Source organism: Ruminococcus difficilis (assembly GCF_016680995.1).
Window position 1 is genome coordinate 1 of sequence record NZ_JAEQMG010000076.1, and the last position, 23,241, is coordinate 23,241.

The following is a 23,241-nucleotide window of genomic DNA, read 5'->3' on the forward strand; positions in this document are numbered from 1 at the left end:
GTGCTCTTCCGATCTAATCTGGAAAGCGTATGCGGAATATTACGGAAAAATCAGGCATGCCATGCTCTATGCCCTGCATAATCAGGAAATGCTCGCGTATCTGAAAAACGCGGAACGGCAGGAAACCTCCGTCACGGCAAGACCGTTTGACAAAGAGGCGGTCGCGGCGATCAAAAGCAGGCATGACAGAAAGCTTGTCTTTGTCGCTCTGGGAATGTCGGCGCAGTTCAGAAAAGCGGCAGACGTCAGCGGCACGCCGTATGATTTCTATACAACACAGGGCGTACCGCTTGCCGGAGACAATGTGGAGGTCATCCCGTATACCACCGTCAATACGCAGGACTATATAGCCGCCGCGGATTATGTCATAACGAAAGCGGGTTGGGGAACGGTATCCGAATGTCTGCTTGCCGGAAAACGCATGGCGCTTTTCCGGCGCGACGGTGTTCTGGAGGACAGGACAACAATCAGACTGCTGGAAGAGAAACACCTTGCAGCTTCCGTGACGGCGGAAGAGCTGTGTGATATCAGCGGAATCATCAAAAAATTGGATAGGCTTGACGGAAGCTGCGGCGGGTTTGATGACTGCGCGGCTGAGGTTGCTGAAAAGCTTTGTTCACTGTAAAAGAGGAAGTATTACTATGATGGAAAAAGACGCAAAAATATATGTAGCAGGTCACAGGGGAATGGTTGGCTCTGCGATCGTGCGTGAGCTTGAGAGACAGGGCTACACCAACATCATCACACGCACACACAAGGAGCTTGATCTTTGCAGACAGAATGACGTAGAAGCGTTTTTCGCGGAGGAAAAACCCGAATACGTATTTCTGGCAGCCGCGAAGGTAGGCGGAATCATAGCCAACCAGAACGCGCTTGCGGATTTCATGTACGACAACATGATCCTCGAGATGAACGTGATTCATTCCGCGTGGAAAAACGGCTGCAAGAAGCTGGAGTTCCTCGGATCGTCCTGCATTTATCCGAGAATGGCGCCGCAGCCCATGAAAGAAAGCTGCCTGCTGACAAGCGAGCTGGAAAAAACAAACGAAGCATACGCGCTGGCAAAGATCTCGGGACTGAAATACTGCGAGTTTTTGAACCGACAGTACGGTACGGATTACATCAGCGTCATGCCGACGAATCTCTATGGACCGAACGACAACTATCATCCCACACACAGCCACGTTCTTCCGGCGCTGATCCGCCGTTTCCACGAGGCGAAGGAAAGCGGAGCGGAGTATGTGACCTGTTGGGGCGACGGTTCGCCTCTGCGCGAGTTCCTGTATGTTGACGATCTGGCAAACCTGTGCGTGTTCCTGATGAACCACTACAGCGGCAACGAAACCGTCAACGCGGGAACAGGAAAAGAGCTGACGATCAGGGAGCTGACAGAGCTGGTCGCGAAAGTCGTCGGATACGAGGGAGAGATCCGCTGGGATACCTCCAAGCCCAACGGCACCCCGAGAAAGCTGCTTGACGTTTCCAAAGCGGAGGCGCTCGGCTGGAAATACAAAACGGAGCTTGAAGAAGGAATCCGGCTCTCATACGAGGATTTCCTCAACAATCCGATGCGGGCAGAGAGGTAATGAATATGAATATTGTCTTGCTTTCGGGTGGTTCGGGAAAAAGACTGTGGCCGCTTTCCAATGACATCCGATCTAAGCAGTTTATCAAGATATTCAAAACGGATGACGGTCAGTATGAATCGATGGTTCAGAGAGTATACCGCCAGATCAAAAAAATCGACAGCGAAGCGAGGGTGACGATAGCGACGTCGAAAACCCAGGTATCCTCCATTCATAATCAGCTGGGAGACAATGTCGGGATATCCGTAGAGCCGTGCCGCCGAGACACGTTTCCCGCAATCGCGCTTGCGACGGCATATCTGCATGATGTTCTGGGTGTTCCCGAGGATGAAGCGGTGGTGGTGTGTCCCGTAGACCCTTATGTGGATGACGACTATTTCGCGGCGCTCAAGGCGCTCGGAGAGCAGGTGGACAAGGGAGAAGCCAATCTTGTGCTGATGGGAATAGAGCCTACCTATCCCAGCGAGAAGTACGGGTATATTATTCCCGAAAGCAAGGATGCGGTAAGCGCCGTGTCGACCTTTAAGGAAAAGCCCGACACGCAAACGGCGGAAAAATACATTTCTCAGGGCGCGCTCTGGAACGGCGGCGTGTTCGCGTATCGATTAAAGTATGTACTTGACCGCGCCCATGAGCTGATTGATTTCGCGGATTATCAGGATCTTTTCACGAAATACGGCACGCTTACAAAAATCAGCTTTGATTATGCCGTCGTAGAAAAAGAGGAAAAGATTCAGGTGATGCGTTTCGGAGGTCAGTGGAAGGATCTCGGCACATGGAACACGCTGACAGAGGCAATGACGGACGCCGCGATCGGCGACGCGATGATGAGCGAGACCTGCACGGGCGTGAATATCATCAATGAGCTGAATGTCCCTGTGCTTGCGATGGGACTGCATGACGTTGTCATTTCCGCAAGTCCCGAGGGAATACTGGTTTCCGATAAGGACGAGTCCAGCTACATCAAGCCCTATGTGGACAAGATCGATCAGCAGATCATGTTTGCCGAGAAATCATGGGGAAGCTTCCGTGTACTTGACGTCGAGTCAAGCAGCCTAACGATCAAGGTGACACTGAACCCGGGCAACAGCATGAATTATCACAGCCATAAGAACCGTGATGAGGTGTGGGTCTGTATCTCGGGCAAAGGAAAGACCGTAGTTGACGGAATGGAGCAGGAATTTACGGTCGGTGATGTTGTGACCATGCAGGCAGGCTGTCGTCACACGGTATTTGCCGTAACGGAACTGCAGCTCATCGAGGTTCAGCTCGGAGAGGATATCAATGTACAGGACAAACAGAAATTCCCTCTCGAATAAACAAAACAAACCTTTTCTATTAAAACCGGTCGGAAAGGACTATCTGTGGGGCGGCGAGCGGCTGAATGACGATTTCGGGAAAAACATTCCGATGTCTCCGCTGGCGGAAACATGGGAATGTTCCACGCATCCCGACGGGCCGAGCACTGTTGTCAGCGGCACATTCAAGGGAATGACGCTGACGGAGGTGCTGAAGCGGCATCCGGAATTTCTGGGCACGCATCCGCGCACACAGGGAGAACTTCCGATATTGATCAAATTGATCGACGCGAAGCAGGATCTGTCCGTTCAGGTTCATCCGGATGACGAATACGCCGCCGCGCATGAAAACGGTCAGCTCGGAAAAACGGAGATGTGGTATGTCCTCGACGCGGCGCCCGAAGCGAGTCTGGTTTACGGTCTGCACCATAAGACGGACAAGAAAACCATCCGCAGCGCCATAGAAAACGGCAAGCTGGAAAAATATCTGCAAAAGGTATCCATCAAAAAGGACGATGTATTTTACATTGAAGCAGGGACGATCCACGCGATCGGGGCGGGCGCGCTGATCGCCGAAATCCAGGAGAACTCCAATCTGACATACCGCCTTTATGATTATGACCGTGTGGATAAGAACGGCAGGAAACGGCAGCTCCACGTGGACAAGGCGCTGGAGGTGGCGGGTCTGGACAGCAGTGCGGAGCCTCACCAGCCGATGCGGGTTCTGAAATATCAGCCGGGCTGGGCGTCGGAATTGCTGTGCAGGTGCAAGTATTTTCAGGTCGAAAGAATCATACTGAACACCGAAAAGCGGAAAGACAAGGTTCCGTTTCAGGTGGGAGAAGTGTCGTTCAATGTGCTCCTGTGTCTGAGCGGATGCGGCATTATGTTTTACGGAGAAGAAGTGCTTCTGTTTTTCAAGGGCGATTGCATTTTTGTGCCCGCAGACAGTGTTGAAATGGAAATATACGGAAAAGCGGCATTGCTCAAGGTGAGCTGCTGAGCGTCGCGCCGTCGGTTCAGACGGCGCGATTTCAAATAAACGGAGGAAAACTATGGACTATATTCAGGAATATAAGCGTTGGTGCGAACTGGCAAAGGGCGACGCGGATGTAGAAAAGGAGCTGTCCGACATTGCCGCCGACGAAGCGAAGATCGAGGACGCATTTTATCGGAACCTCGCGTTCGGAACAGGCGGTCTGCGCGGTGTCATCGGCGCGGGTACGAACCGAATGAATATTCATGTTGTCGCGAAGGCGTCACAGGGACTGGCGGATTATATCGTAAAAAGCTTCCCCGAAAAGGACAGGAAGATCGCGGTAAGCTATGATTCGAGAATCAAATCCGACCTGTTTTCAAAGGTTGCCGCGGGAGTATTCGCGGCGAACGGCATCAAGGTCTATATTTATTCCGAGCTGATGCCAACGCCGTGCCTGTCGTATGCGGTACGCGCGCTGCACTGTGCCGCGGGCATCATGGTAACGGCGTCGCACAATCCTTCGGAATATAACGGCTACAAGGTGTACGGCGCGGACGGCTGTCAGATCACAACGGAAGCGGCGAAAACCATTCTCGCGGAAATCGAAAAGCTGGATATTTTTGCGGACGTCAAAACGGGCAGCTTTGAACAGGGACTGGAGAGCGGCGCGATAGAATTTATCAGCGACGATATCTATACCGCCTTTGTCGGGGAGGTGAAGAAGCAGTCGGTGCTTTCGGAAAACGATCAGATCGACAAGAATGTTGCCATTGTTTACTCACCGCTTCACGGAACGGGATTGAAGCCCGTGCTCCGCACGCTCAACGAGAGCGGATATACCAATATCACCGTTGTCAGGGAGCAGGAAGAACCTGACGGCAATTTCACGACCTGTCCGTACCCGAATCCCGAGATAAAGGAAGCGATGTCGCTCGGAATGGAGTACGCGGAAAGGTACAACGCCGATTTGCTGCTTGCCACCGATCCCGACTGCGACCGCGTAGGAATTGCCGTAAAGACGCCCGATGGGGAGTACCGGCTCCTGTCAGGAAACGAAACGGGAATGCTGCTTCTCGATTATATTTGCCGAAAGCGTACGGAAAACGGCACGATGCCGCAGAATCCCGTGTTTATCAAAACGATTGTGACGACCGATTTGGCAGAGCGCATAGCGGCGGCTTACGGAGTGCGTACCGTAAATGTGCTGACAGGCTTCAAGTTCATCGGAGAGCAGATCGGACTTCTGGAGCAGCAGGGAAAGGAAAGCAGCTATATTTTCGGAATGGAAGAAAGCTATGGCTATCTGAGCGGCGGATATGTTCGGGACAAGGACGCTGTCGACGGCGCGTTCCTGATCTGTGAGATGTTCGCGTATTATCAAACGCTGGGTATCAGCCTGATCGACATGCTCGAATCGCTTTACAAAGAGTACGGCTACTGCCTGAATACCCTGCACTCCTACCGGTTTGAAGGCTCGAAAGGCTTTGCAAAGATGCAGGAAATCATGAGAGCCTGCCGCGAAAGAATTACCTCGATTGGAGGAAAAAAGGTGGTCAAGGTTCTGGATTACGCGCAGGGGCTTGACGGTTTGCCGAAATCGGATGTAATCAAATTCCTGCTCGAGGATAACTGTTCCGTTGTCGTCAGACCTTCGGGCACAGAGCCAAAGCTGAAAATATATCTTTCCGTAACAGGCGTCAGCATGCAGGAAGCGGGAGATACCGAGAGAATACTGGTACAGGATATGGACAAATATTTTGCATAACGGGGCAGAATACGAATCCCCGTTCCATCCTTCGGGAATAAGAATAAGGTCGTCTCAAAGCGGGACGACCTTTTACTATATGATATAATTGATATGACATATCCTAGCTCATTCGACGCTTTTCAGGCTTTCCACCATATTGACCGCCTTGATTTTAAAGCTCATAAAGAAGTTGACCAGCAGCGAGAACGCCATCGTGAGCAGTGAGGCGTAAACATAGGTGGAAAGGTAGATGTCACGTCCGAACATGACGTTATCGACCTCGACGGTGCGGATGATGAAGCCTGTCAGGAATACCCCGAGCACCAGCCCGGCGGCAATACCCATCAGCGTGAGGAGAATATTCTCGCGGTAGATGAAGCGCGAGGTTTCGTTGTTATAGAAGCCGAGCACCTTGAAGGTAGCGATTTCGCGCACGCGTTCCGCGATATTGATATTGGTCAGGTTGTACAGGACGACGAAAGCGAGTCCCGACGCGCAGACGATCATGACGACGACCACCATATTCAGCGCATTGAGCATGTTTTTAAAGTCGCTGACATTCTGATTGAGGAACGATACCGCAACGATGCGGCTGTCGTCCAGCAGCCCTACAGAGAAGGCTTCCTGCGCCTCGTCGCTGTTGTCCGAAAGGCGGACGTCGAGCATATTGTAAACAGGGGCTTTGCCGAAAAGTGCTTCGTAATACTGCGGAGTGAGCAGCACATAGTTATAGATATATTGCTCATAGATGCCGCCGACGGTGGCTTCCGCTTCATTATTGTCGGTTTTCAGCGTGATGACGTCTCCGACGGAGATGCCCAGCTTGTTTGCCAGCCATTCGTTGATCATCACGCTGTTGTCGTCGAGAGAAAGCGGCTGCTTTCCGACGCGCGTGCGCAGCGTCATCATGCGCTCAAAGCTCTCGGGTGACTGCGTTACCTGCAAATAGGTGGATTCCGTGTTTTCTTTTCCGTTGAAGCTGACGGTCAGCTGTTCCTGAGAGGCAAGCAGCATATCCTCCGTATTTCCCGTAGCGGCGACAAGCTCCTTTAAATAATCCAGCTCTCCGGCGGTTCCGCCGTCTTTCGGCACGACTACCACGTCATAGTGGAAGATTTCCGTGAATTGCGTTTCCGTCAGCGGGACAAAGCTGTTGAGCAGGCCGAACGCTGCCACGATCAGCGCGGTACAGCCCGCAACGCCGATGACTGTCATCAGCATTCTGATTTTGTAGCGGAACAGGTTGCGCGCCGTCAGCTTTCGGGTGAAGCTCATGCGCTTCCAGACCGGGGTCATATATTCGAGCAGAATCCGCTTGCCTGCTTTCGGCGCCTTGGGGCGCATCGCCTGAGCGGGCTTTTCCCGCAGGGATTTCAGGCAGACGATGACCGAGACCGCCGCCGTTGTGACCACAGCCGCCAGAATACCCAGCACAATGGACGGCAGATGCGGCACCAGCGTGATGTTGCCGATATAGAACATGATGCGGTACGCGTCATAGATGATGAACGGCAGACTCAGCATACCTGCCGTAATGCCAAGAATGCTGCCGGCTGCGGCGGCAAGAACCGCGTAAATCACATATTTGAGGATGATGGAGCCGCTGCCGTAGCCGAGCGCCTTGAGCGTCGCGATTTCTACGCGCTTTTCTTCGATCAGACGCGTCATGGTCGTCACGCAGACCAGCACCGCAACAAGCAGGAAAAACAGCGGGAACACCGAAGCGACCGCGTCAAGACGGTCGGCGTTGGAGGAGTAGCTGTCGTAGCCGGGGTTATCCGAGCGTGTGAAGGTATACCAGTCTGACGGCGACAGCTTGTCGACTTCCGCCTGTGCCTCGTCGATAGAGGCTTTTGCGTCTCTGAATTTTTTTTCCGCTTCGCTGCTTTTGTCGTCAAGCTCTTTTCGCGCGTTATCGAGCTTTTCGCGTCCGTCAGCCCGTTCGGTTTCCAGCTTTTCGATGCCGCCCGCGAGTGCTGCTCTGGCGGCCTCCAGTTCCCGGGCGGCGTTGTCGAGCTGACTGCGGCCGCTCTTTTTCTGTGATTCCAGTTCGCCGTGCGCTTCGCTCAGCTGTGTTTTTCCGCTGTCAAGCTGTGCGCGCGCCTCGTCAAGACTCGCCTTGCCGTCTGCGGCTTTTTTGTCCAGCTCCTTTTGCGCGCTGATCAAATCACGCTCCGCCTGTGCGAGCTGCTCTCCGATCTGATGATATTGGTCATCCAGCGTGTCCAGCGTTTCCTGTGCTTTTTCCAGCAGCGCGACGGTGCTGTCGAGGAGCTTCTGCGTGTCGGCAATTAGCTTTTCGCAGCCGTCGAGCACGGCTTTCACGCGCTTTGCCTGTTCGGGTGTGAGCGTTTTCCGCTCCTCAAGCTGTTTGAGTATCTCGTTTGCTGTGTCGATAATGGAGTGAAGCTGCTCCGAGAGCTTTTCCGCGTCTATTGTCTTGACCGCGTCGGTGATCTGGTGCAGCGCCTTCTGCGCTTTCTCAAGGTAGCCGAACAGATCTTCATTCTCCTTGTATTCGGCGAGTGAGGCGTTATATTGCGCCCATCCGCTGTTGATCTTCGCCTGCGCGTCGGCGATCTGCTTTTCGGCGTCCCTGACAGATTGATCATATTGCTTTTCCGCATCGCTGAGCTCTTTGCTTTTGTCATTGAGCTGCTTTTCGGCGGAGGCGATTTTGCTGTTGTATTCGCGCTCCGCGTCATAGAGCTGCGCTTCGCCGTCAGTGATCTTTGCGCGCGCGTCGTCAAGCTGCGCTTCCGCGTCGGCGATTTTGTCCCTGTATTCCTGCTCGCCGTCCTCCAGTTGCTTTTCCGCGTCGCGCAGCTTATTATCTGCGTTAGTTTTTTCTGTTTGATAGGTTTTCTTTGCGTCGTCGAGCTGCGCGTTTGCCTCGTCGATGACCTCGACCTGAAACGCTTCCTCGCGTTCTTTTGCGGTTTGTTCCAGACGCTTTTTGATATCCTCGATCTCCTCCTGATATCCGTCGGAGAAAGGAGAGAGGTCGTCGGGAAGAGCTGCTTTCACATACAGCTCCGTATAGCGCGGAAAGGCGAAGTCCTCCGCGGAGACGTACATGTACTCGTCGATTTTTCCGTTTCCGATAGTCGTGTTGCCGCGCTGATAGGAGATATACAGCGGCGATTCCACCTTGCCGACGATATTGAACTCACTGCGCGCGAGCATATCGGAGAGCGCGTTGTCTCCCGCACTCGGAGCAAAATGCACCGTTCCGCCGACCTGATAGCGGTGGTTCGCGAACGCGACGCTTTCGGTGAGGATCTCTCCGCTGTTTTCAATATTGCGGCCTTCCCGCACTACGACGGAATTGAGCGCAGGGTTGTCCCTGTAGCCCTTCGGCAGCGCGATCACGCGGATAATATCGCCGCCCTCCTCGGAGGCAGTCAGCACGTCGCAAAAATAGGACGGCATGACGTCCTCGACGCCCGAGGTTTCGCTGACAGCCTGAATGTCATCCTCCGAAAAGCCCGTGGTTGACACCAGACGGAAATCCATCAGGCGTATTTCGCGGTAGTATTCCTCGGCAAGACGGTACATCGACGGCGGCGTCGCCTTGATGCCCGCGAAGAAGCCCACTCCCAGAGCGATGATCGCGAGAATGGAGAGAAATCTCGCTTTTGTATTCCATATTTCGCGCAGGGTATTTTTGAACAAGGCTCTTGTCATTGTATCACCTACGTTGCGTGTTTACCATTCGATTTCCTCGATGGACTTCGGATGCTCGTTATAGATATCGCGGACGATTTTGCCGCTTTTCATCTCGATCACATGATCCGCCATCGGCGTGATGGCGCTGTTGTGGGTAATGAGCACGACGGTCATTTTCTGCTTGCGGCAGGTTTCCTGCAGCAGGGCGAGGATCTGTCTTCCCGTATTGTAATCAAGCGCGCCGGTCGGTTCGTCGCAGAGCAGCAGCTTGGGATTCTTTGCCAGCGCTCTCGCGATACTCACTCTCTGTTGCTCGCCGCCCGAAAGCTGCACGGGGAAGTTATCCTTTCTGTCCAGCAGTCCCACGCTCTCGAGCGCCTGCTCGCTGTCCATCGGATCACGGCAGATCTGAGCCGCCAATTCAACATTTTCCTTTGCGGTGAGGTTGTGGACGAGGTTGTAGAACTGAAAGACAAAGCCGATATCATAGCGGCGGTAGGCGATCAGTTCTTTATCGCTCAGGCGGCTGATATCCCTGTCCATGACAAGGATTTCTCCTTCGGTGCAGCTGTCCATACCGCCGAGGATATTGAGTACTGTTGTTTTTCCTGCGCCTGAAGCGCCGACGACTACGGCAAATTCACCCTCCTCCACGGAGAACGAAATGCCGTCCACGGCGTTGATGGTAATTTCACCCATGCGGTAGCGCTTGTATACATTTTTAAATACGACCAGACTCATCGTCTCACCCCGTTTGTATTCTATCTTATTTTATAACATAGTCTGTGCCTGTTTGCAATTGTTTTGTTCTGCACAATGATTTTTTTCGTTCCGAATTTGAAATTTTACGCCGAAAAACGGCAAAAAGATTGAAAAACCGCGGCGTATGTGATATGATATAACAGTATGCATAGTTTTTTCTATAAGACGGGAGGTTTTTGTTTCATGAAAAAAATTATGATAGCGCTTCTCGCGGCGGCGCTGACGGCAATGTCAGCTGTCAGCATTTCGGCTGCGGAGGCGGATACGTTGCAGGCGGTAGCCGCAGGCGAGTCGATTCCCGGACAGGAATCCTTCAACGGTCCGCGCATCACGGGCTTTGAGAATACAGCTGACGGAACCGTCGTTTACTGGACGGCGTATCAGAATGCAGCCAAGTACCGCCTGTTTCTCTGGGACGGTATGACATGGAGAGGACTGGGAAACACCGAGTCCCTCAGCTTTACCCACAAGGGTCTGAAAAGCGAGCAGACCTACCGCTACACGGTACGCGCGCTCAACAAAGACGGCGATTTCATCAGCGATTACTGGAAGGCGGGAGATGAGAACATCTTTCTTGCGCCGCCTGTGATCGAGTCACTGGAAACGACTGAAACGGGCGTGCAGGTGACATGGAACGCGCTCGAAGGCGCGGAGCAGTACCGCGTATACCGCAGAACGGGAAACGGCGGCTGGAGACGCGTCGCGGACACGGCGGAGACGACGCTCCTTGATAAGAACGTACCCTCGGGTGAAAAGGTTTGGTATACTGTCCGCTGCATCAACGCGGACGGCTCCGACTGGACGAGCTACTACAACGAGGGAAAGTCGATTTTCTACGTTGCCACCCCGTATGTCACGGGCTTTGAAAACACGAATGAGGGCACAGTGATCCACTGGGGCAAGTGCGACGGCGCGGCACGCTACGGCGTATTCCGCAAGAACGCGGACGGAAGCTGGAAAGGACTGGGCACCTCAAAGACGACGTCCTATCTCAACGAGGACGTCAAATCAGGCGAGACCACGGTTTACACCGTCCGCTGTCTTGACAGCGACGGCGAGTTTGTCAGCCGCTTCAACCGCGAGGGCTGGGGATACATGTTCCTTGAGCCGCCCGTAATCGAGTCGCTCGAAAACACCGACGAGGGTGTGCAGGTGACATGGAACGCGCTTGCGGGAGCGGAGCAGTACCGCGTATACCGCAAAACGGGCGACACGGGCTGGAAACGAATCGGCGACACGAAAGAGAACGCGTTTATCGACAAGGACGCACCCTCGGGAGAGAAGCTATCCTATACTGTCCGCTGCATCAACGCGGACGCGTCGGACTGGACGAGCGGCTATACAAGCGGCAAGTCGATTCAGTTTGTCAAGACGCCGCAGATCACGGGCTTTTCCAATACCGCCGACGGTACGACCATCTACTGGGACAAGTGCGACGGCGCGGCACGCTACGGCGTATTCCGCAAGAACGCGGACGGCAGCTGGAAGGGACTGGGCACCTCCAAGACGACAGAATACACCTGCACCGACGTCAAGTCAGGCGAAACAAATATTTATACTGTCCGCTGCCTTGACAGCGACGGCAATTTTGTCAGCCGCTTCAACCGCGACGGCTGGAGTTATATGTATTTGCAGCCGCCCGTTATCAGCTCACTAAAGGGCACAGATAACGGCGTGCAGATTCAGTGGGGCGCACTCAGTGGTGCGGAGCAGTACCGCGTCTACCGCAAGACGGGCGACGAAAGCTGGAAGCGCATCGCTGACATCAAGGAAAACTCCTATGTCGATACCGACGCACCCTCGGGAAAAAAGATATCCTATACCGTCCGCTGCATCAACGCAGACGGCTCCGACTGGACGAGCTACTACAACAGCGGCAAGTCGATTCAGTATGTCAAAACACCTCAGATCACGGACTTTGAAAACACCGAAAAGGGCGTAAAGCTCAGCTTCACGAAGTGTGACGGAGCGGCGCGCTACGGCATTTTCTATAAAACCGTTGACGGCTGGAAGGGCTTGCGTTCCACCGCCGACACCGAATATCTCGATACCACCGTCAAGAACGGTGAAACCCGCACCTATACGGTTCGCTGCCTTGACAGCGACTACGAATTCGTCAGCGACTTCAACGGCGCAGGCTGGACGACCCGCTATTTTGCACCGCCGCAGCTTACGTCCGTATCGAGGAGCGGCAGCGCCAATCTCGTAACATGGAACGCAGTGGACGGAGCGGACAGCTACCGCCTTTACAGAAAGACGCTCGGCGGCGGCTGGGCAAGGCTTTTTGAATCCACAAAGGAAACCTCCTATACCGATACCACCGCGCAGAGCAATCAGCTCTACGCCTACACCCTGCGCCTGATGGACGAAAAGGGCGCATTGATCAGCTCCTACATCGACGACGCACCGTTCTATTACAACGGAAAGATAGCCAACGGAAAGATCACCGTCGGCAACCAGACCTATAATTTCAACAACGGAAAGCTCCGTCAGGGCTACGTGACCATCGACGGCGCGACCTATTACTTCACCTCCTCGGGCGAGATGCTCAAGGATTGTCTTGTTGGGTCAAGCGCAGAGGGCTTCCGCTATGCGGGCAAGGACGGCAAGATCGACTATCACTACACCGGCATCGCCAAAAATGCCTACGGCAGCTGGTATGTCGAAAACGGCGTGTTCAGCTTCGACGTCCGCAAGGCGGTCACTTGGGGCGGAAACGATTGGAACATCCTTGACGGCAGAGCGGTCAAGGTCACGGACGAGTACGACGAGACTCTTCACCGCGCGCTCAAGCTCGTGGACAAAGTCTGCGACAGTAATATGAGCAAGTCGGACAAGCTCTGGAAAATGTTCCGTTATATTCAGAACGCCTATGTTGAGATGAATCCCCGTATTCCGCATTACCACGGCGATGGATGGGAGATTCTCTACGCCAACGACATGTTTGTAAACGGCAAGGGCAACTGCTTGAGCTACGGCGCGGAATTCGCCTTTATTGCCAAGGCTATCGGCTATGAAAACGTTTATGCCTGCCACAGCGGCGGTCACGGCTGGGCGGAAATCGAGGGCAAGGTCTATGACCCTGAGTGGGGCAGACACCGCTTCGATAACACCTATTTTGGCATCGACTACAATAATAATCCCACGGATAACAACTACAAGGCAGCAATCGCCCCGGGTTATTCTTGGATGCGCGTCAAAATCTAGGGATAAAAGGAACATTCTATGGTATTCAGTTCAATCGTATTTCTCAGCGTTTTTCTGCCCGCAGTGTTTTTGCTCTACACCGTGATACCCTCGCTCAAGGTCAGAAACGCGCTGCTCATCGCGGCGAGCTTAGTATTTTACGCCTACGGCGAACCCGTTTATGTGCTGCTCATGCTGTTCAGCTCGCTGCTCAATTACTTCTGCGCGTTGTGGGTGGCGAAAAATCCGCAGAAGAAAAGCAAGGCTGCGCTGGTGACGGCGGTCGCGGTCAATCTCGGCATCCTCGCCGTGTTCAAGTACACGGGCATGTTCGTCACCACCTTCAACAGCCTGACGGGACTCGCGGTTCCCGTACCCGCAATCGCGCTGCCGATCGGCATTTCGTTCTTCACCTTTCAGGCGCTGTCCTACGTCATCGACGTCTATCGCGGCGCGGTGGATGTGCAGAAGAACTACTTTCACATTCTGCTCTATATCACGTTTTTCCCGCAGCTGATCGCGGGCCCGATCGTCAAGTACCGCGATATCAGCCGACAGATTTCCGAGCGTGAGCAGAGCGTCGACAAAATCGCGCGCGGCTTCCGCCGCTTCATCTGCGGTCTTGCCAAAAAGGTGCTGATCGCAAACGCTATGGGACAGGTCGCGGATGTTCTGTTTTCGCAGGATGCATCGACGATGGCGCTTCCGACCGCATGGCTCGGTGCGATCGCGTATCTGTTCCAGATTTATTACGACTTCTCGGGCTATTCCGACATGGCTATCGGACTGGGACTTCTCTTCGGCTTTGAGTTCAAGGAGAACTTCCGGTATCCCTACGGCTCAAACAGTGTGCAGATTTTTTGGAGAAGATGGCACATCTCGCTGTCCACATGGTTCAAGGAGTATCTGTACATTCCGCTCGGCGGCAACCGCAAGGGCAAGCTGAGGACTGCGCTCAACCGCATCATCGTGTTTTTCTTCACGGGACTGTGGCACGGTGCGAACTGGACGTTTGTGCTGTGGGGACTGTGGCACGGTCTGTTCCTCCTGATTGAGGAATACGTTCCGTTCATGAGGAAGCTACCGCGTGCTGCCGGACATATTTATACGATGCTGGTTGTCACGCTCGGCTTTGTACTGTTCCGCGCCGATACCATCGGTTACGGCTTGGAATATATCGGCAGGATGTTCACGGGCTTTGATATGAACGCCTCCTCGCTGAGTACGGCGCTGACGCAGCTCACTCCGTGGTTCATCGTCATGCTGATCGCGGCGATCATCGGCTGCGCGCCGATCCGTCCGCTTGCCGACAAAATACGCTCTGTCCTCTACGGAGAAGGAGAGCTGACCGCCGCTTGGAAGGCAGTGCAGATTGCGCTTTATGTTCTCGCTGCCGCAGGACTGGTGTGGTGCATGCTGCGGCTCTCAACGGGCGCGTATAACCCGTTCATCTATTTCAGATTTTAGAAAGGCGGCGCGACATGAAGAAGATTTTCCCGGCTGTATTCGCGCTCTTTTGCGTTGCGGTCTGTCTGGTGCCTTCATTGGGCATGATCGTGCGTCCCACCACCGAACCGATCGGCAATGAGCGCAAATCAAAGGCGCCCGAGCTGACGAAAAAGGACGGCAGCTTCAATTTCAGCTATCTCACCGATTTGGGCGGCTACTATGAAAAGCATTTCGCGTTTCGTCCCGAGATGATTACCGCCGATGCGACGGTTCAGGCGGAGATGTTTCAAAATTCAAGCATCGAAACCGTGATCGCCGGAACAGACGGCTGGCTCTACTACACCTCCGACGCGGACGATTTTCTCGGCAGGAACACGCTCAATGAAGCCGAGGTCAACGGCGTGGTTCATAATCTGGGCATCATTCAGCGCTACGTCGAATCGCAGGGAGCGCAGTTCATTTTTACCTCCGCTCCCAACAAGAGCACGCTCTATCCCGAGCATATGCCGTATTATTACGCCTGCAAAGCGTCCGGCGTACATAACCGCGATTTGCTGCATCAGGCTCTTGCGGACAGCGGCGTGAAGTATTGCAATTTGTTTGAGCCGCTGAGTGCGCAGAGCGAAACGCTCTATTTCAAGCGTGATTCTCACTGGGATAACAAGGGCGCGCTGCTTGCGTATAACGAGGTGCTGAACGCGCTCGGCAAGGAGCACAATGATTTTTCAAATGCGACGGTAACGCGCAGAAAGGACTTCGTGGGAGATTTGAGCAAAATGCTCTATCCCGCGAGCGACGAGGCGGAATACAACGAATATTACGGCGCGGAGGATTTTTATTCCTACACCACCGACACCAAATCCGTCGAGGACACGCTGATCAAGACCGCGAATCCCAACGCGCGCGGAACGCTCTATATGTACCGCGATTCATTCGGCAACGCGTTGGTGTCGTTCTTCGCTTCGGCATACGGAAACGCGGTCTTTACCAAGGCGTTTCCCATGAATATCGCTGCGGATTTTGCGGCGAACAAGCCCGACACCTTCGTGATGGAGCTGGTAGAGCGCAACCTCAGCTGGCTTCTGACCATGCCGCCGATGCTTCCCGCGAGCGAGCTGAGCTACTATAAAACAGCGGGAACGCTCGAGGGCAAGGCGAATTTCACCGTCAAGCCCTGTGAATATGCGGCGGAATACACGCAGATCTCTGGTACGCTCGACGGCGTAACGCTCGACAGCAAGGCGGAGTATTATTTCTCCGTCAATAACAAGGTTTATGAAGCCTACAGCCATAAAACGGAAAGCTCAGACGGTTTTCTGGTTTATCTTCCGTCCGCGGATTATCCCGCGGAGGCTGCGCTTGAAATAAAGCTGATTGTGAAGAACAACGGCGAATTTTACGAAATAACAGGAGGAAGTAATGAAAACTAAGGGAATGACAAAAGCCGCGGCGATTCTTCTCGCCATGCTGATGTTTGCGCTGACTTTCACGGCATGCGGCAGCAAGGAAATCAAGCTCAACGTAATCGACAAGGGCGCGCAGACAGAGGTCGATGCGGCAGTCGGCATGACGGTTGAGGAGGTTCTGAAGAAGGCGGAAATCACCGTCGGCGAAAAGGATGAGACAGAGCCCAAGCTGGACGAGAAAATCACGGAGGACAGCAAGGAGATCAATGTAAAGCGCTACGCGAAGGTTGTCGTCAAGCTCGACAAGGACAGCAAGACCGTTGAGCTTGTCGGCGGCAAGGTATCTGATGCGATCGCAAAGTCCGGGTTCAAGACCGATGGCTATACCCCCGATGTGGACGTGAATAAGTATCTTGAGGACGGCATGACCATCACGCTTGTCAAGGGCAACACTGTTTCCCTGACCGTTGACGGCAAAACGACCGACTATCCCACCAAGGCAAAGACTGTGGAGGAGTTTCTCAAGGAGCAGAAGGTGGAGCTCGGCAAGGACGACGAGGTCAGCGAGAAGCTTGACGCCGCCATCAAGGACGGCATGAAAATCACCGTCAAGCGTGTTGAGTACAAGACCGAGGAAAAGACCGAAAAGATTGAGTTCAAGAAAGAAGAGGTTCTCAGCGATGCTCTCGCCGAGGGCGCCAGCGAGCTGACACAGAAGAGTGTGGACGGCGAAAAGACCGTTACCTACAAGGTCAAGTACGTGGACGGCAAGGAAGAAAGCCGCGAAAAGGCTGAGGAAAAGGTCACCAAGGAGCCTGTCAATCAGATCGTCACCAAGGGCACCGGAGCGGTAAACCGCGACTATCAGGAATCCGAGCAGAGCTCCCAGCAGAGTCAGGAGAGCCAGCAGAGTCAGGAGAGCCAGCAGTCCGAGGAGCCCGCAGGCAAGACCGTGGTTTCCAAGCAGAATTATCCCGACTGCGATGGTTCGGGACACGGCTACTATGAAATCATCTATTCTGACGGCACATCTGAGATTCAGGAATATTAATACAGAATATCCATTAAAAAAGCAAAAGCCTATTTCGGGCTTTTGCTTTTGCTTTTTCTGTGATATAATGAAGTTATCATGAAGAACAATCGGGGTGACGATATGAAAAAAATAGCGGTCGGGATCCTTGCCCACGTGGATTCGGGCAAAACAACGCTTTCCGAGGCGCTGATGTACTGCTCGGGCAATCTGAATAAACTGGGCAGGGTAGACCATCGGGATTCCTTTCTGGACACCTTCGCCCTCGAGAGGGAAAGAGGCATCACCATCTTTTCCAAGCAGGCGGTGCTGCCCTACAAGGATGTGGAGTTCACTCTGCTCGATACGCCGGGGCACGTTGATTTTTCGGCGGAGACAGAGAGGACGCTGCAGGTGCTCGATTACGCGATACTTGTCATCAGCGGCACCGACGGCGTGCAGAGCCACACACTCACCCTGTGGAAGCTGCTGCGGCGCTACGGCGTACCGTGTTTTCTCTTTGTCAACAAAATGGACATGGACGGCGCGGACAGGGAGCTGGTTTTGTATCAGCTCAAAAAGCGTCTCAGCGACGCTTGCGTTGCGTTTAACGACACGGAGATGCTCGAGAATATCGCGCTGTGTGACGACGCGCTTCTGGCAAAATTCGAGAACGACGCGCTGACCAAATCCGACATTATTGGAGCAATCCGGCAGCGCAAGTTGTTTCCCTGCATGTTTGGCTCGGCTCTGAAGCTCGATGGCGTGGAGGAATTTCTCGATTGTTTGTATCAATACACCGCCATGCCGCGTTACGGCAAGGATTTTGCCGCTAAGGTCTATAAAATCGGCGAGGACGCGCAGGGAAACCGCCTGACCTACCTGAAGCTGACGGGCGGCACGCTCAAAGTGCGTGAAGTGCTGCAAAGCGAGAAGAACAAGAGCGCGGAAAAGGTGAATCAGATCCGCGTTTACTCGGGAAACAAGTTCACCGCTGTCGATTCTGTTGAGGCAGGCGCCGTCTGCGCTGTTACGGGCGTGAGCTTCACGCGTTCGGGAGACGGACTCGGTGCGGAGGACAACGCCGATTTGCCTGTGCTGGAGCCTGTACTGACCTATTCCGTGGAGCTGCCCGAAAAAATCGACGCGCATACCGCGCTTGCCAAGCTGAAAATCCTCGAAGCCGAGGATCCTCAGCTCAACGTCAGCTGGAACGAGCGGCTGGAAGAAATCCAGCTCCGTCTGATGGGCGAAATCCAACTCGAGGTGCTCAAAAGCGTGATAGAGAAGCGCTTCGGATTTGCAGTAAATTTCGGAAAAGGAAATATCATTTATAAGGAAACGATAGAGAACACGGTAGAGGGCGTCGGTCACTTTGAGCCGCTGCGCCATTACGCCGAGGTGCATCTGCTGTTGAAGCCTGCCAAGCGGGACAGCGGACTGCATATCAGAACCGAGTGCCGTGATGATATGCTCGACAAAAACTGGCAGCGGCTGATACTGACGCATTTATTTGAAAAGACGCACGTCGGCGTGCTCACGGGTTCGCCGATAACGGATATGGAAATCATTCTGATGTCAGGCAAGGCGCACGCTAAGCATACCGAGGGCGGCGACTTCCGTCAGGCGACCTACCGCGCGGTGCGGCAGGGACTGCAGTCCGCCAAGAGCGTCCTGCTTGAACCAATATACGAGTTTACGCTCGAGGTGCCGACCGAGAACCTCGGCAGAGCGATGGCGGATATTCAGCGCATGAGCGGCAGCTTCCAGCCGCCCGAAAGCAATGAGGAGTTTTCGATATTGACAGGCACCGCGCCTGTCTCGGAAATGCGCGACTATGCGGGCGATGTGGTGCGTTATACACGCGGCAAGGGAAAATTTCTATGCGCGCTCAAGGGGTACGACGTCTGTCACAATGCTGAGGAGGTTATCGCCGCAATCGGCTACGACGCTGAGGCGGATACAGACAATCCGAGCGGTTCCGTTTTTTGCTCCCACGGCGCAGGACATCCCGTCAAGTGGAACGAGGTGACAAAGCATATGCATCTCCCATCCGTTCTCAACCCACCGAAGGACGCGCCTGTCCGCAATCCCATCCGATTGCAGAACTACCGCTCACAGAATGACATTTTTGCCGCCGATAAGGAGCTGATGTCGATTTTCGAGCAGACCTACGGTCCGATACGCAGGCGAAAGGCGGCCGCACCCAAGCGGCACTTCAAGGCTCCCGATTCGGACAAACCGGCGAGCCGTGCCAAGATGCCCGACTATGAGGGAGTGGACTATGTGCTGGTGGACGGCTACAACGTGGTTTTCGCGTGGGAGCATCTGAAAACGCTGTCCGAGGGCAGCATCGACGGCGCACGAGAGGCGCTGATCAACATCCTCTGCAATTATCAGGGCTGGAAGAAATGCGAGCTGATACTGGTATTTGACGCCTACAAGGTCAAGGGCAATCAGCGCGAGGTCGAGCGCGTCAACGGCATCAGCATCGTTTACACCAAGGAAGCGGAAACCGCCGATATGTATATCGAGAAGGTGTCGCATCAGCTCGCGAAGAAGCACCGCGTCCGCGTTGTCACCTCCGACGGACTGGAGCAGCTGATCATTCTCGGCAACGGTGCGCTGCGCGTTTCCTCACGCGCGTTTCTCGAGGAGGTAAGGGAAGCCGAGGATGAAATCCGACGCATCATTGCCGAAAACGCGGAAATCTGACAAATTCACACGATTGCCTAAAAATAAATCCCGATAAGCTATAGATTTGTTCAAGCTTTTGTGTTATAATGAAAAAAACTGACAGGAGGCAATCAGTATGAAAATAGAAAAAATTACGGCGGCGATCACAACTGCTGCCGGAAAAGTATTCAAAATGAAAACATCACAGAAAATTGCCATCGGCGCGGCGGCTGCTGTAGCAGCAGCGGCAACAGGCGTTGTCATTGCCAAGAATATCCAGGCAAAGAAGCAGGAGAGAAGTGTCCAGAGTCTTGTGCTTGAGGAAGCAGCGAGAGCGCTCCCGGCAGCGGTCAACAACGAGAAGAGCTATGAGGAATACCTCCAAAAGAGCGCAGAGCCGTTTGTTCTTCCGCAGGCGGTCAGAAAGAGAATCGGCATGACCGAGCTGGACGGCTTTGAGGATACCTTTGTCATTGAACCGAAGGAAAAGACCTCTGATATCGTGATTTTCTACATTCACGGCACCAACTATTGGTTCAATCCCTCTCGCTATCATTATGCCTTTATGCGCAGACTGTCGAACAATCTCGGCATGCAGATGATCGTTCCGATTTATCCCAAGGCGCCCTCTCATACTGCTGTTGAGATGCAGCAGATGGTGATTGACAGATATCTGTATCTGGTCAACGAAAAGGGTATTCCCTCGGAGAAGATCGCTTTTGTCGGCGACGCGGCAGGCGGCGGAATGGCGCTCGCGATTCTGCAGAAGCTCAGATATCTTGCTTTGCCGATGCCCAAGCAGGCGTTTCTGATTTCACCGTGGCTCGACGTAACCAACAGCAATCCCAAGATGGAGGATATCCAGCCGAACGACACCATCCTCAACATTGAGAAGCTGGCGTTCAAGGGACAGAAGTACGCGGGTGAGCTGGAGTTGACGCATCCGATGGTCAGCCCGATTTACGGCGACTTAGCGGGACTTCCAAAGATTACCGTGTTTGTCGGTACGCGCGAAATTTTCTGCGCGGACGTTGAGAAGCTCGAGGAAATTGCGCTGGAGAAGGATTTGGATATCGAGGTTTATGTCTACAAGAACCAGATGCACTTCTTTGTGGGACTTCCCATTCCCGAGGCGGAGGACGCTATGAACATCATCGCGTCCGAGCTTTACGGAGCGGAGGACAGCGACGAGTTGTTTGAAGTCGAGGAGGATATCCCCGAGGTAGCAGAGGTCATCGTGGTGGAGGACGCCGAAAATACCGAGGAGGAAGCTCCCGAGGTGACGGAGGAGAGCTTTGAGGAGATTTCTCCCGATGAGGACATTCCATTCTGAAATAAAAAAACTCAGGCGGTACAGCTGATGCTGTACCGCCGTTTTTTGTTAGTACCGTTCAAGAAAGGAGTGGAACTCTCCTTTTGTTTTGAAGCCGACAAAGGTGTCGAGATGTACCCTGTGCAGACTGTTGAAAATACTTTTTTCAATATTGGGATTTGTCTTTTTCAGCTCCCGTATCAGCTCCTTGATTTCTCTGCGCTTAGTGCCGCCCGTCTCACTGACAAATTCCGCGTCGGTAAAGCGGCAGGCGCACTGGATAAATTCCAGCTTGTTGTAGCGCGCCCATGCGATAATATCGTCCTCATGCACGCAGTAGAGCGGACGGATCAGTTCCATTCCCTCAAAGTTGGTGCTTTTGAGCTTGGGGATCATACCCTGCAGCTGCGAACCGTAGAACATCGCCATAACGGTCGTTTCGATCACGTCCGAAAAATGGTGTCCCAGCGCGATTTTATTGCAGCCCAGCTCCTTCGCCTTGCTGTAAAGGTGTCCTCTGCGCATCTTCGCGCAGAGGTAGCAGGGATAGCGGTCTGTTTTGGAGGTAACATCAAAAATATCCGTCTCAAACACCGTCAGCGGGATTTCAAGCAGCTCGGCATTACGATAAATCTGCCGCATATTTTCCTCATTGTAGCCCGGGTTCATCGCGAGATACACCAACTCAAACGGCACCTCGCTGTATTTTTGCAGCATCTGCATCAGCTTCGCGAGCAGCATGGAGTCCTTGCCGCCGGAGATACAGACGGCGATTTTGTCTCCTGACTGAATCAATTCATAGCGCTTGACGGCGCCGACAAAGCTGTTCCAGATTTCCTTGCGGTATTTTTTTGTGACGCTTCTCTCAACACTCTGAGCAAACGTCAGTTCCTTACCCATAGTCATCCCTCACAATCACTAGAAATTATAAAAAATTTTCCTTGTCTTGTCAATACGGATATTTCGTTGCTTTTGTTTCGATACTAAACGAAGGAGGGATGAAAATGATTCAAAATATCGGACGACGCACATTTTGCTTTGAGGAACAGCCCGTGATTATCGGTTATGCCGCTGTAGCGGGCAAAAAGGAGGGCGAGGGGCCGCTGTCAAAATTCTTTGACAGAATTATTTATGACCCGTATGACGGCATGAACAGCTTTGAGGAGGCGGAAAGCCGCATGCAGTCAGAGGCAGTCAGTTTGGCGCTCGAGAAAAGCGGAGTCAGCGCGGACGAGGTGGACTTTGCGTTCGCGGGCGATTTGCTCAATCAATGCACAGGCTCGGGCTTTTGCCTGCGGAATTTTGACATTCCGTATCTCGGACAGTACGGCGCCTGTTCCACGATGGGACAGGGACTGATGATGGCAGCTTTGTTTGTCGAAAGCGGAGCGGCAAAGAACGCGGTTTGCGCGACATCGTCGCATTTTTGTTCGGCAGAGCGGCAGTACCGTTTTCCGCTGGAATACGGCTGCGTCAGAACGCCGACTGCCCAGTGGACGGTTACGGGTGCGGGCAGCTGCGTTGTTGCGAAAACAGGAAAAGGAGCACGCATTGCCCATGCAACTGTCGGAAAAATCACCGACCTCGGCGTCACCGACGCCAACAATATGGGCGCCGCCATGGCACCTGCGATATGTATAATAGAACCATAGATCATATCAAGGGAGCTGATTGTAATGTCGGAATCAAGAGAAAAAGCACTGCTTGCTACATACGGCGAATGGGGCACACGCTATCGCCGATACCTCATCGACCACGACAAGGAGAAGTATTACACTCTCCTGAGCGCAGGCGAGTTTTTTAATTACATCACCGAAATCAACATGAAAGCAGAACACCTCTACGACAAAACCGTCAGGGATCTGGAAGCAAAAAAGCAAATTACTACCGAGCTGAAGAAATCCGATCCGAATCTATGGCAAAACAAAATGAACGCTATCGAAAAACAGGCGGAGGAGTTTGTGTTGCGAATGATGATATTGAGCGAGAAATAATGGTGCGCAAAATAATGAAATAATCAACCGTGAAAATGGAGAAAAACGGTACACATTCCGCCGTTTCTTCAATAGTAGTTATGTGTACCATTCTTTCGGCTGAATTTTCATTGGTAGAATCCATGAAAATGGCTTAAAACCGTCATTTCTGGTGTGAAAGAAAATGGT

The 23,241-nt window shown here is 53.3% G+C and carries 16 protein-coding genes; 13 read left to right on the top strand and 3 right to left on the bottom strand.

From position 1 onward, the window contains the following. From JKK62_RS08500 to JKK62_RS08520, 5 genes are all read left to right on the top strand, one after another. Nucleotides 1-625 (top strand): glycosyltransferase (locus JKK62_RS08500; RefSeq protein WP_279380617.1); only part of this gene is annotated, 625 nt, incomplete at its 5' end. Nucleotides 626-641: 16 nt separating this feature from the next. After that, nucleotides 642-1,586, top strand: coding sequence for a GDP-L-fucose synthase family protein (locus JKK62_RS08505; RefSeq protein WP_201427547.1), 945 nt, complete (start codon nt 642-644; stop codon nt 1,584-1,586). A gap of 5 nt (nt 1,587-1,591) precedes the next feature. After that, complete coding sequence (locus JKK62_RS08510; protein WP_201427548.1) at nt 1,592-2,905, top strand: sugar phosphate nucleotidyltransferase; 1,314 nt, start codon at nt 1,592-1,594, stop codon at nt 2,903-2,905. Then, a complete protein-coding gene (gene manA, locus JKK62_RS08515; RefSeq protein ID WP_092968258.1) occupies nt 2,871-3,887 on the top strand; it encodes a mannose-6-phosphate isomerase, class I in 1,017 nt (338 codons plus the stop codon). Before JKK62_RS08510 ends, manA begins: the two co-directional genes overlap by 35 nt. 52 nt (nt 3,888-3,939) lie before the next feature. Continuing rightward, complete coding sequence (locus JKK62_RS08520) at nt 3,940-5,628, top strand: phospho-sugar mutase (RefSeq protein WP_201427549.1); 1,689 nt, start codon at nt 3,940-3,942, stop codon at nt 5,626-5,628. A gap of 108 nt (nt 5,629-5,736) precedes the next feature. On the opposite strand, the gene JKK62_RS08525 is transcribed toward JKK62_RS08520, so the two are convergent. Together JKK62_RS08525 and JKK62_RS08530 are read right to left on the bottom strand one after the other, a co-directional pair. Next, nucleotides 5,737-9,297 carry an FtsX-like permease family protein gene (locus JKK62_RS08525; protein ID WP_201427550.1) on the bottom strand — a complete coding sequence of 1,187 codons (3,561 nt, stop codon included), beginning with the start codon at nt 9,295-9,297 and terminating at the stop codon, nt 5,737-5,739. A gap of 21 nt (nt 9,298-9,318) precedes the next feature. Next, on the bottom strand, nt 9,319-10,020 hold the full coding sequence (locus tag JKK62_RS08530) for an ABC transporter ATP-binding protein (RefSeq protein WP_201427551.1): 702 nt from the start codon (nt 10,018-10,020) through the stop codon (nt 9,319-9,321). A gap of 204 nt (nt 10,021-10,224) precedes the next feature. On the opposite strand from JKK62_RS08530, the gene JKK62_RS08535 reads away from it, so the two are divergent. The 6 genes from JKK62_RS08535 (at nt 10,225) to JKK62_RS08560 (ending at nt 21,100) form a co-directional block, all read left to right on the top strand. Further along, nucleotides 10,225-13,248, top strand: a complete 3,024-nt coding sequence (locus JKK62_RS08535; RefSeq protein ID WP_201427552.1) for a fibronectin type III domain-containing protein — start codon at nt 10,225-10,227, stop codon at nt 13,246-13,248. Between the two features lie 18 nt (nt 13,249-13,266). Further along, the gene (locus JKK62_RS08540) at nt 13,267-14,694 is read left to right on the top strand and encodes an MBOAT family O-acyltransferase (protein WP_201427553.1); all 1,428 of its coding nucleotides are present in this window, start codon (nt 13,267-13,269) and stop codon (nt 14,692-14,694) included. A 14-nt stretch (nt 14,695-14,708) separates the two neighbouring features. After that, entirely contained in the window at nt 14,709-16,106 is a 1,398-nt protein-coding gene (locus JKK62_RS08545) for an alginate O-acetyltransferase AlgX-related protein (protein WP_201427554.1), read from the top strand. Next, nucleotides 16,096-17,133 (top strand): resuscitation-promoting factor, encoded by a 1,038-nt coding sequence (locus JKK62_RS08550; RefSeq protein ID WP_201427555.1) that lies wholly within the window; start codon nt 16,096-16,098, stop codon nt 17,131-17,133. Before JKK62_RS08545 ends, JKK62_RS08550 begins: the two co-directional genes overlap by 11 nt. Nucleotides 17,134-17,235: 102 nt before the next feature. Next, the gene (locus JKK62_RS08555) at nt 17,236-19,806 is read left to right on the top strand and encodes a translation factor GTPase family protein (RefSeq protein ID WP_201427556.1); all 2,571 of its coding nucleotides are present in this window, start codon (nt 17,236-17,238) and stop codon (nt 19,804-19,806) included. Nucleotides 19,807-19,903: 97 nt separating this feature from the next. Continuing rightward, nucleotides 19,904-21,100 carry an alpha/beta hydrolase fold domain-containing protein gene (locus JKK62_RS08560; protein WP_092968242.1) on the top strand — a complete coding sequence of 399 codons (1,197 nt, stop codon included), beginning with the start codon at nt 19,904-19,906 and terminating at the stop codon, nt 21,098-21,100. A gap of 48 nt (nt 21,101-21,148) precedes the next feature. Here the strand turns inward: JKK62_RS08560 and JKK62_RS08565 are convergent, their stop codons facing one another. After that, nucleotides 21,149-21,979 carry a tRNA lysidine(34) synthetase gene (locus JKK62_RS08565; protein WP_201427557.1) on the bottom strand — a complete coding sequence of 277 codons (831 nt, stop codon included), beginning with the start codon at nt 21,977-21,979 and terminating at the stop codon, nt 21,149-21,151. Nucleotides 21,980-22,083: 104 nt separating this feature from the next. On the opposite strand from JKK62_RS08565, the gene JKK62_RS08570 reads away from it, so the two are divergent. Together JKK62_RS08570 and JKK62_RS08575 are read left to right on the top strand one after the other, a co-directional pair. Next, nucleotides 22,084-22,731: a beta-ketoacyl-[acyl-carrier-protein] synthase family protein gene (locus tag JKK62_RS08570; RefSeq protein WP_201427558.1), complete on the top strand. Its 648-nt coding sequence runs from the start codon at nt 22,084-22,086 to the stop codon at nt 22,729-22,731. A gap of 24 nt (nt 22,732-22,755) precedes the next feature. Further along, nucleotides 22,756-23,073 (top strand): TnpV protein, encoded by a 318-nt coding sequence (locus JKK62_RS08575; protein ID WP_201427559.1) that lies wholly within the window; start codon nt 22,756-22,758, stop codon nt 23,071-23,073. Nucleotides 23,074-23,241: the final 168 nt, after the last annotated feature.

Excerpts from the sequence above, each read along its gene's own strand:
- JKK62_RS08520 (WP_201427549.1), top strand. The coding sequence starts at position 3,940 with ATGGACTATATTCAGGAATATAAGCGTTGGTGCGAACTGGCAAAGGGC.
- JKK62_RS08565 (WP_201427557.1), bottom strand. The coding sequence starts at position 21,979 with ATGGGTAAGGAACTGACGTTTGCTCAGAGTGTTGAGAGAAGCGTCACA.
- JKK62_RS08545 (WP_201427554.1), top strand. The coding sequence starts at position 14,709 with ATGAAGAAGATTTTCCCGGCTGTATTCGCGCTCTTTTGCGTTGCGGTC.
- JKK62_RS08525 (WP_201427550.1), bottom strand. The coding sequence starts at position 9,297 with ATGACAAGAGCCTTGTTCAAAAATACCCTGCGCGAAATATGGAATACA.
- JKK62_RS08530 (WP_201427551.1), bottom strand. The coding sequence starts at position 10,020 with ATGAGTCTGGTCGTATTTAAAAATGTATACAAGCGCTACCGCATGGGT.
- JKK62_RS08555 (WP_201427556.1), top strand. The coding sequence starts at position 17,236 with ATGAAAAAAATAGCGGTCGGGATCCTTGCCCACGTGGATTCGGGCAAA.
- manA (WP_092968258.1), top strand. The coding sequence starts at position 2,871 with ATGTACAGGACAAACAGAAATTCCCTCTCGAATAAACAAAACAAACCT.
- JKK62_RS08505 (WP_201427547.1), top strand. The coding sequence starts at position 642 with ATGATGGAAAAAGACGCAAAAATATATGTAGCAGGTCACAGGGGAATG.
- JKK62_RS08575 (WP_201427559.1), top strand. The coding sequence starts at position 22,756 with ATGTCGGAATCAAGAGAAAAAGCACTGCTTGCTACATACGGCGAATGG.
- JKK62_RS08560 (WP_092968242.1), top strand. The coding sequence starts at position 19,904 with ATGAAAATAGAAAAAATTACGGCGGCGATCACAACTGCTGCCGGAAAA.
- JKK62_RS08535 (WP_201427552.1), top strand. The coding sequence starts at position 10,225 with ATGAAAAAAATTATGATAGCGCTTCTCGCGGCGGCGCTGACGGCAATG.
- JKK62_RS08570 (WP_201427558.1), top strand. The coding sequence starts at position 22,084 with ATGATTCAAAATATCGGACGACGCACATTTTGCTTTGAGGAACAGCCC.
- JKK62_RS08510 (WP_201427548.1), top strand. The coding sequence starts at position 1,592 with ATGAATATTGTCTTGCTTTCGGGTGGTTCGGGAAAAAGACTGTGGCCG.
- JKK62_RS08540 (WP_201427553.1), top strand. The coding sequence starts at position 13,267 with ATGGTATTCAGTTCAATCGTATTTCTCAGCGTTTTTCTGCCCGCAGTG.
- JKK62_RS08550 (WP_201427555.1), top strand. The coding sequence starts at position 16,096 with ATGAAAACTAAGGGAATGACAAAAGCCGCGGCGATTCTTCTCGCCATG.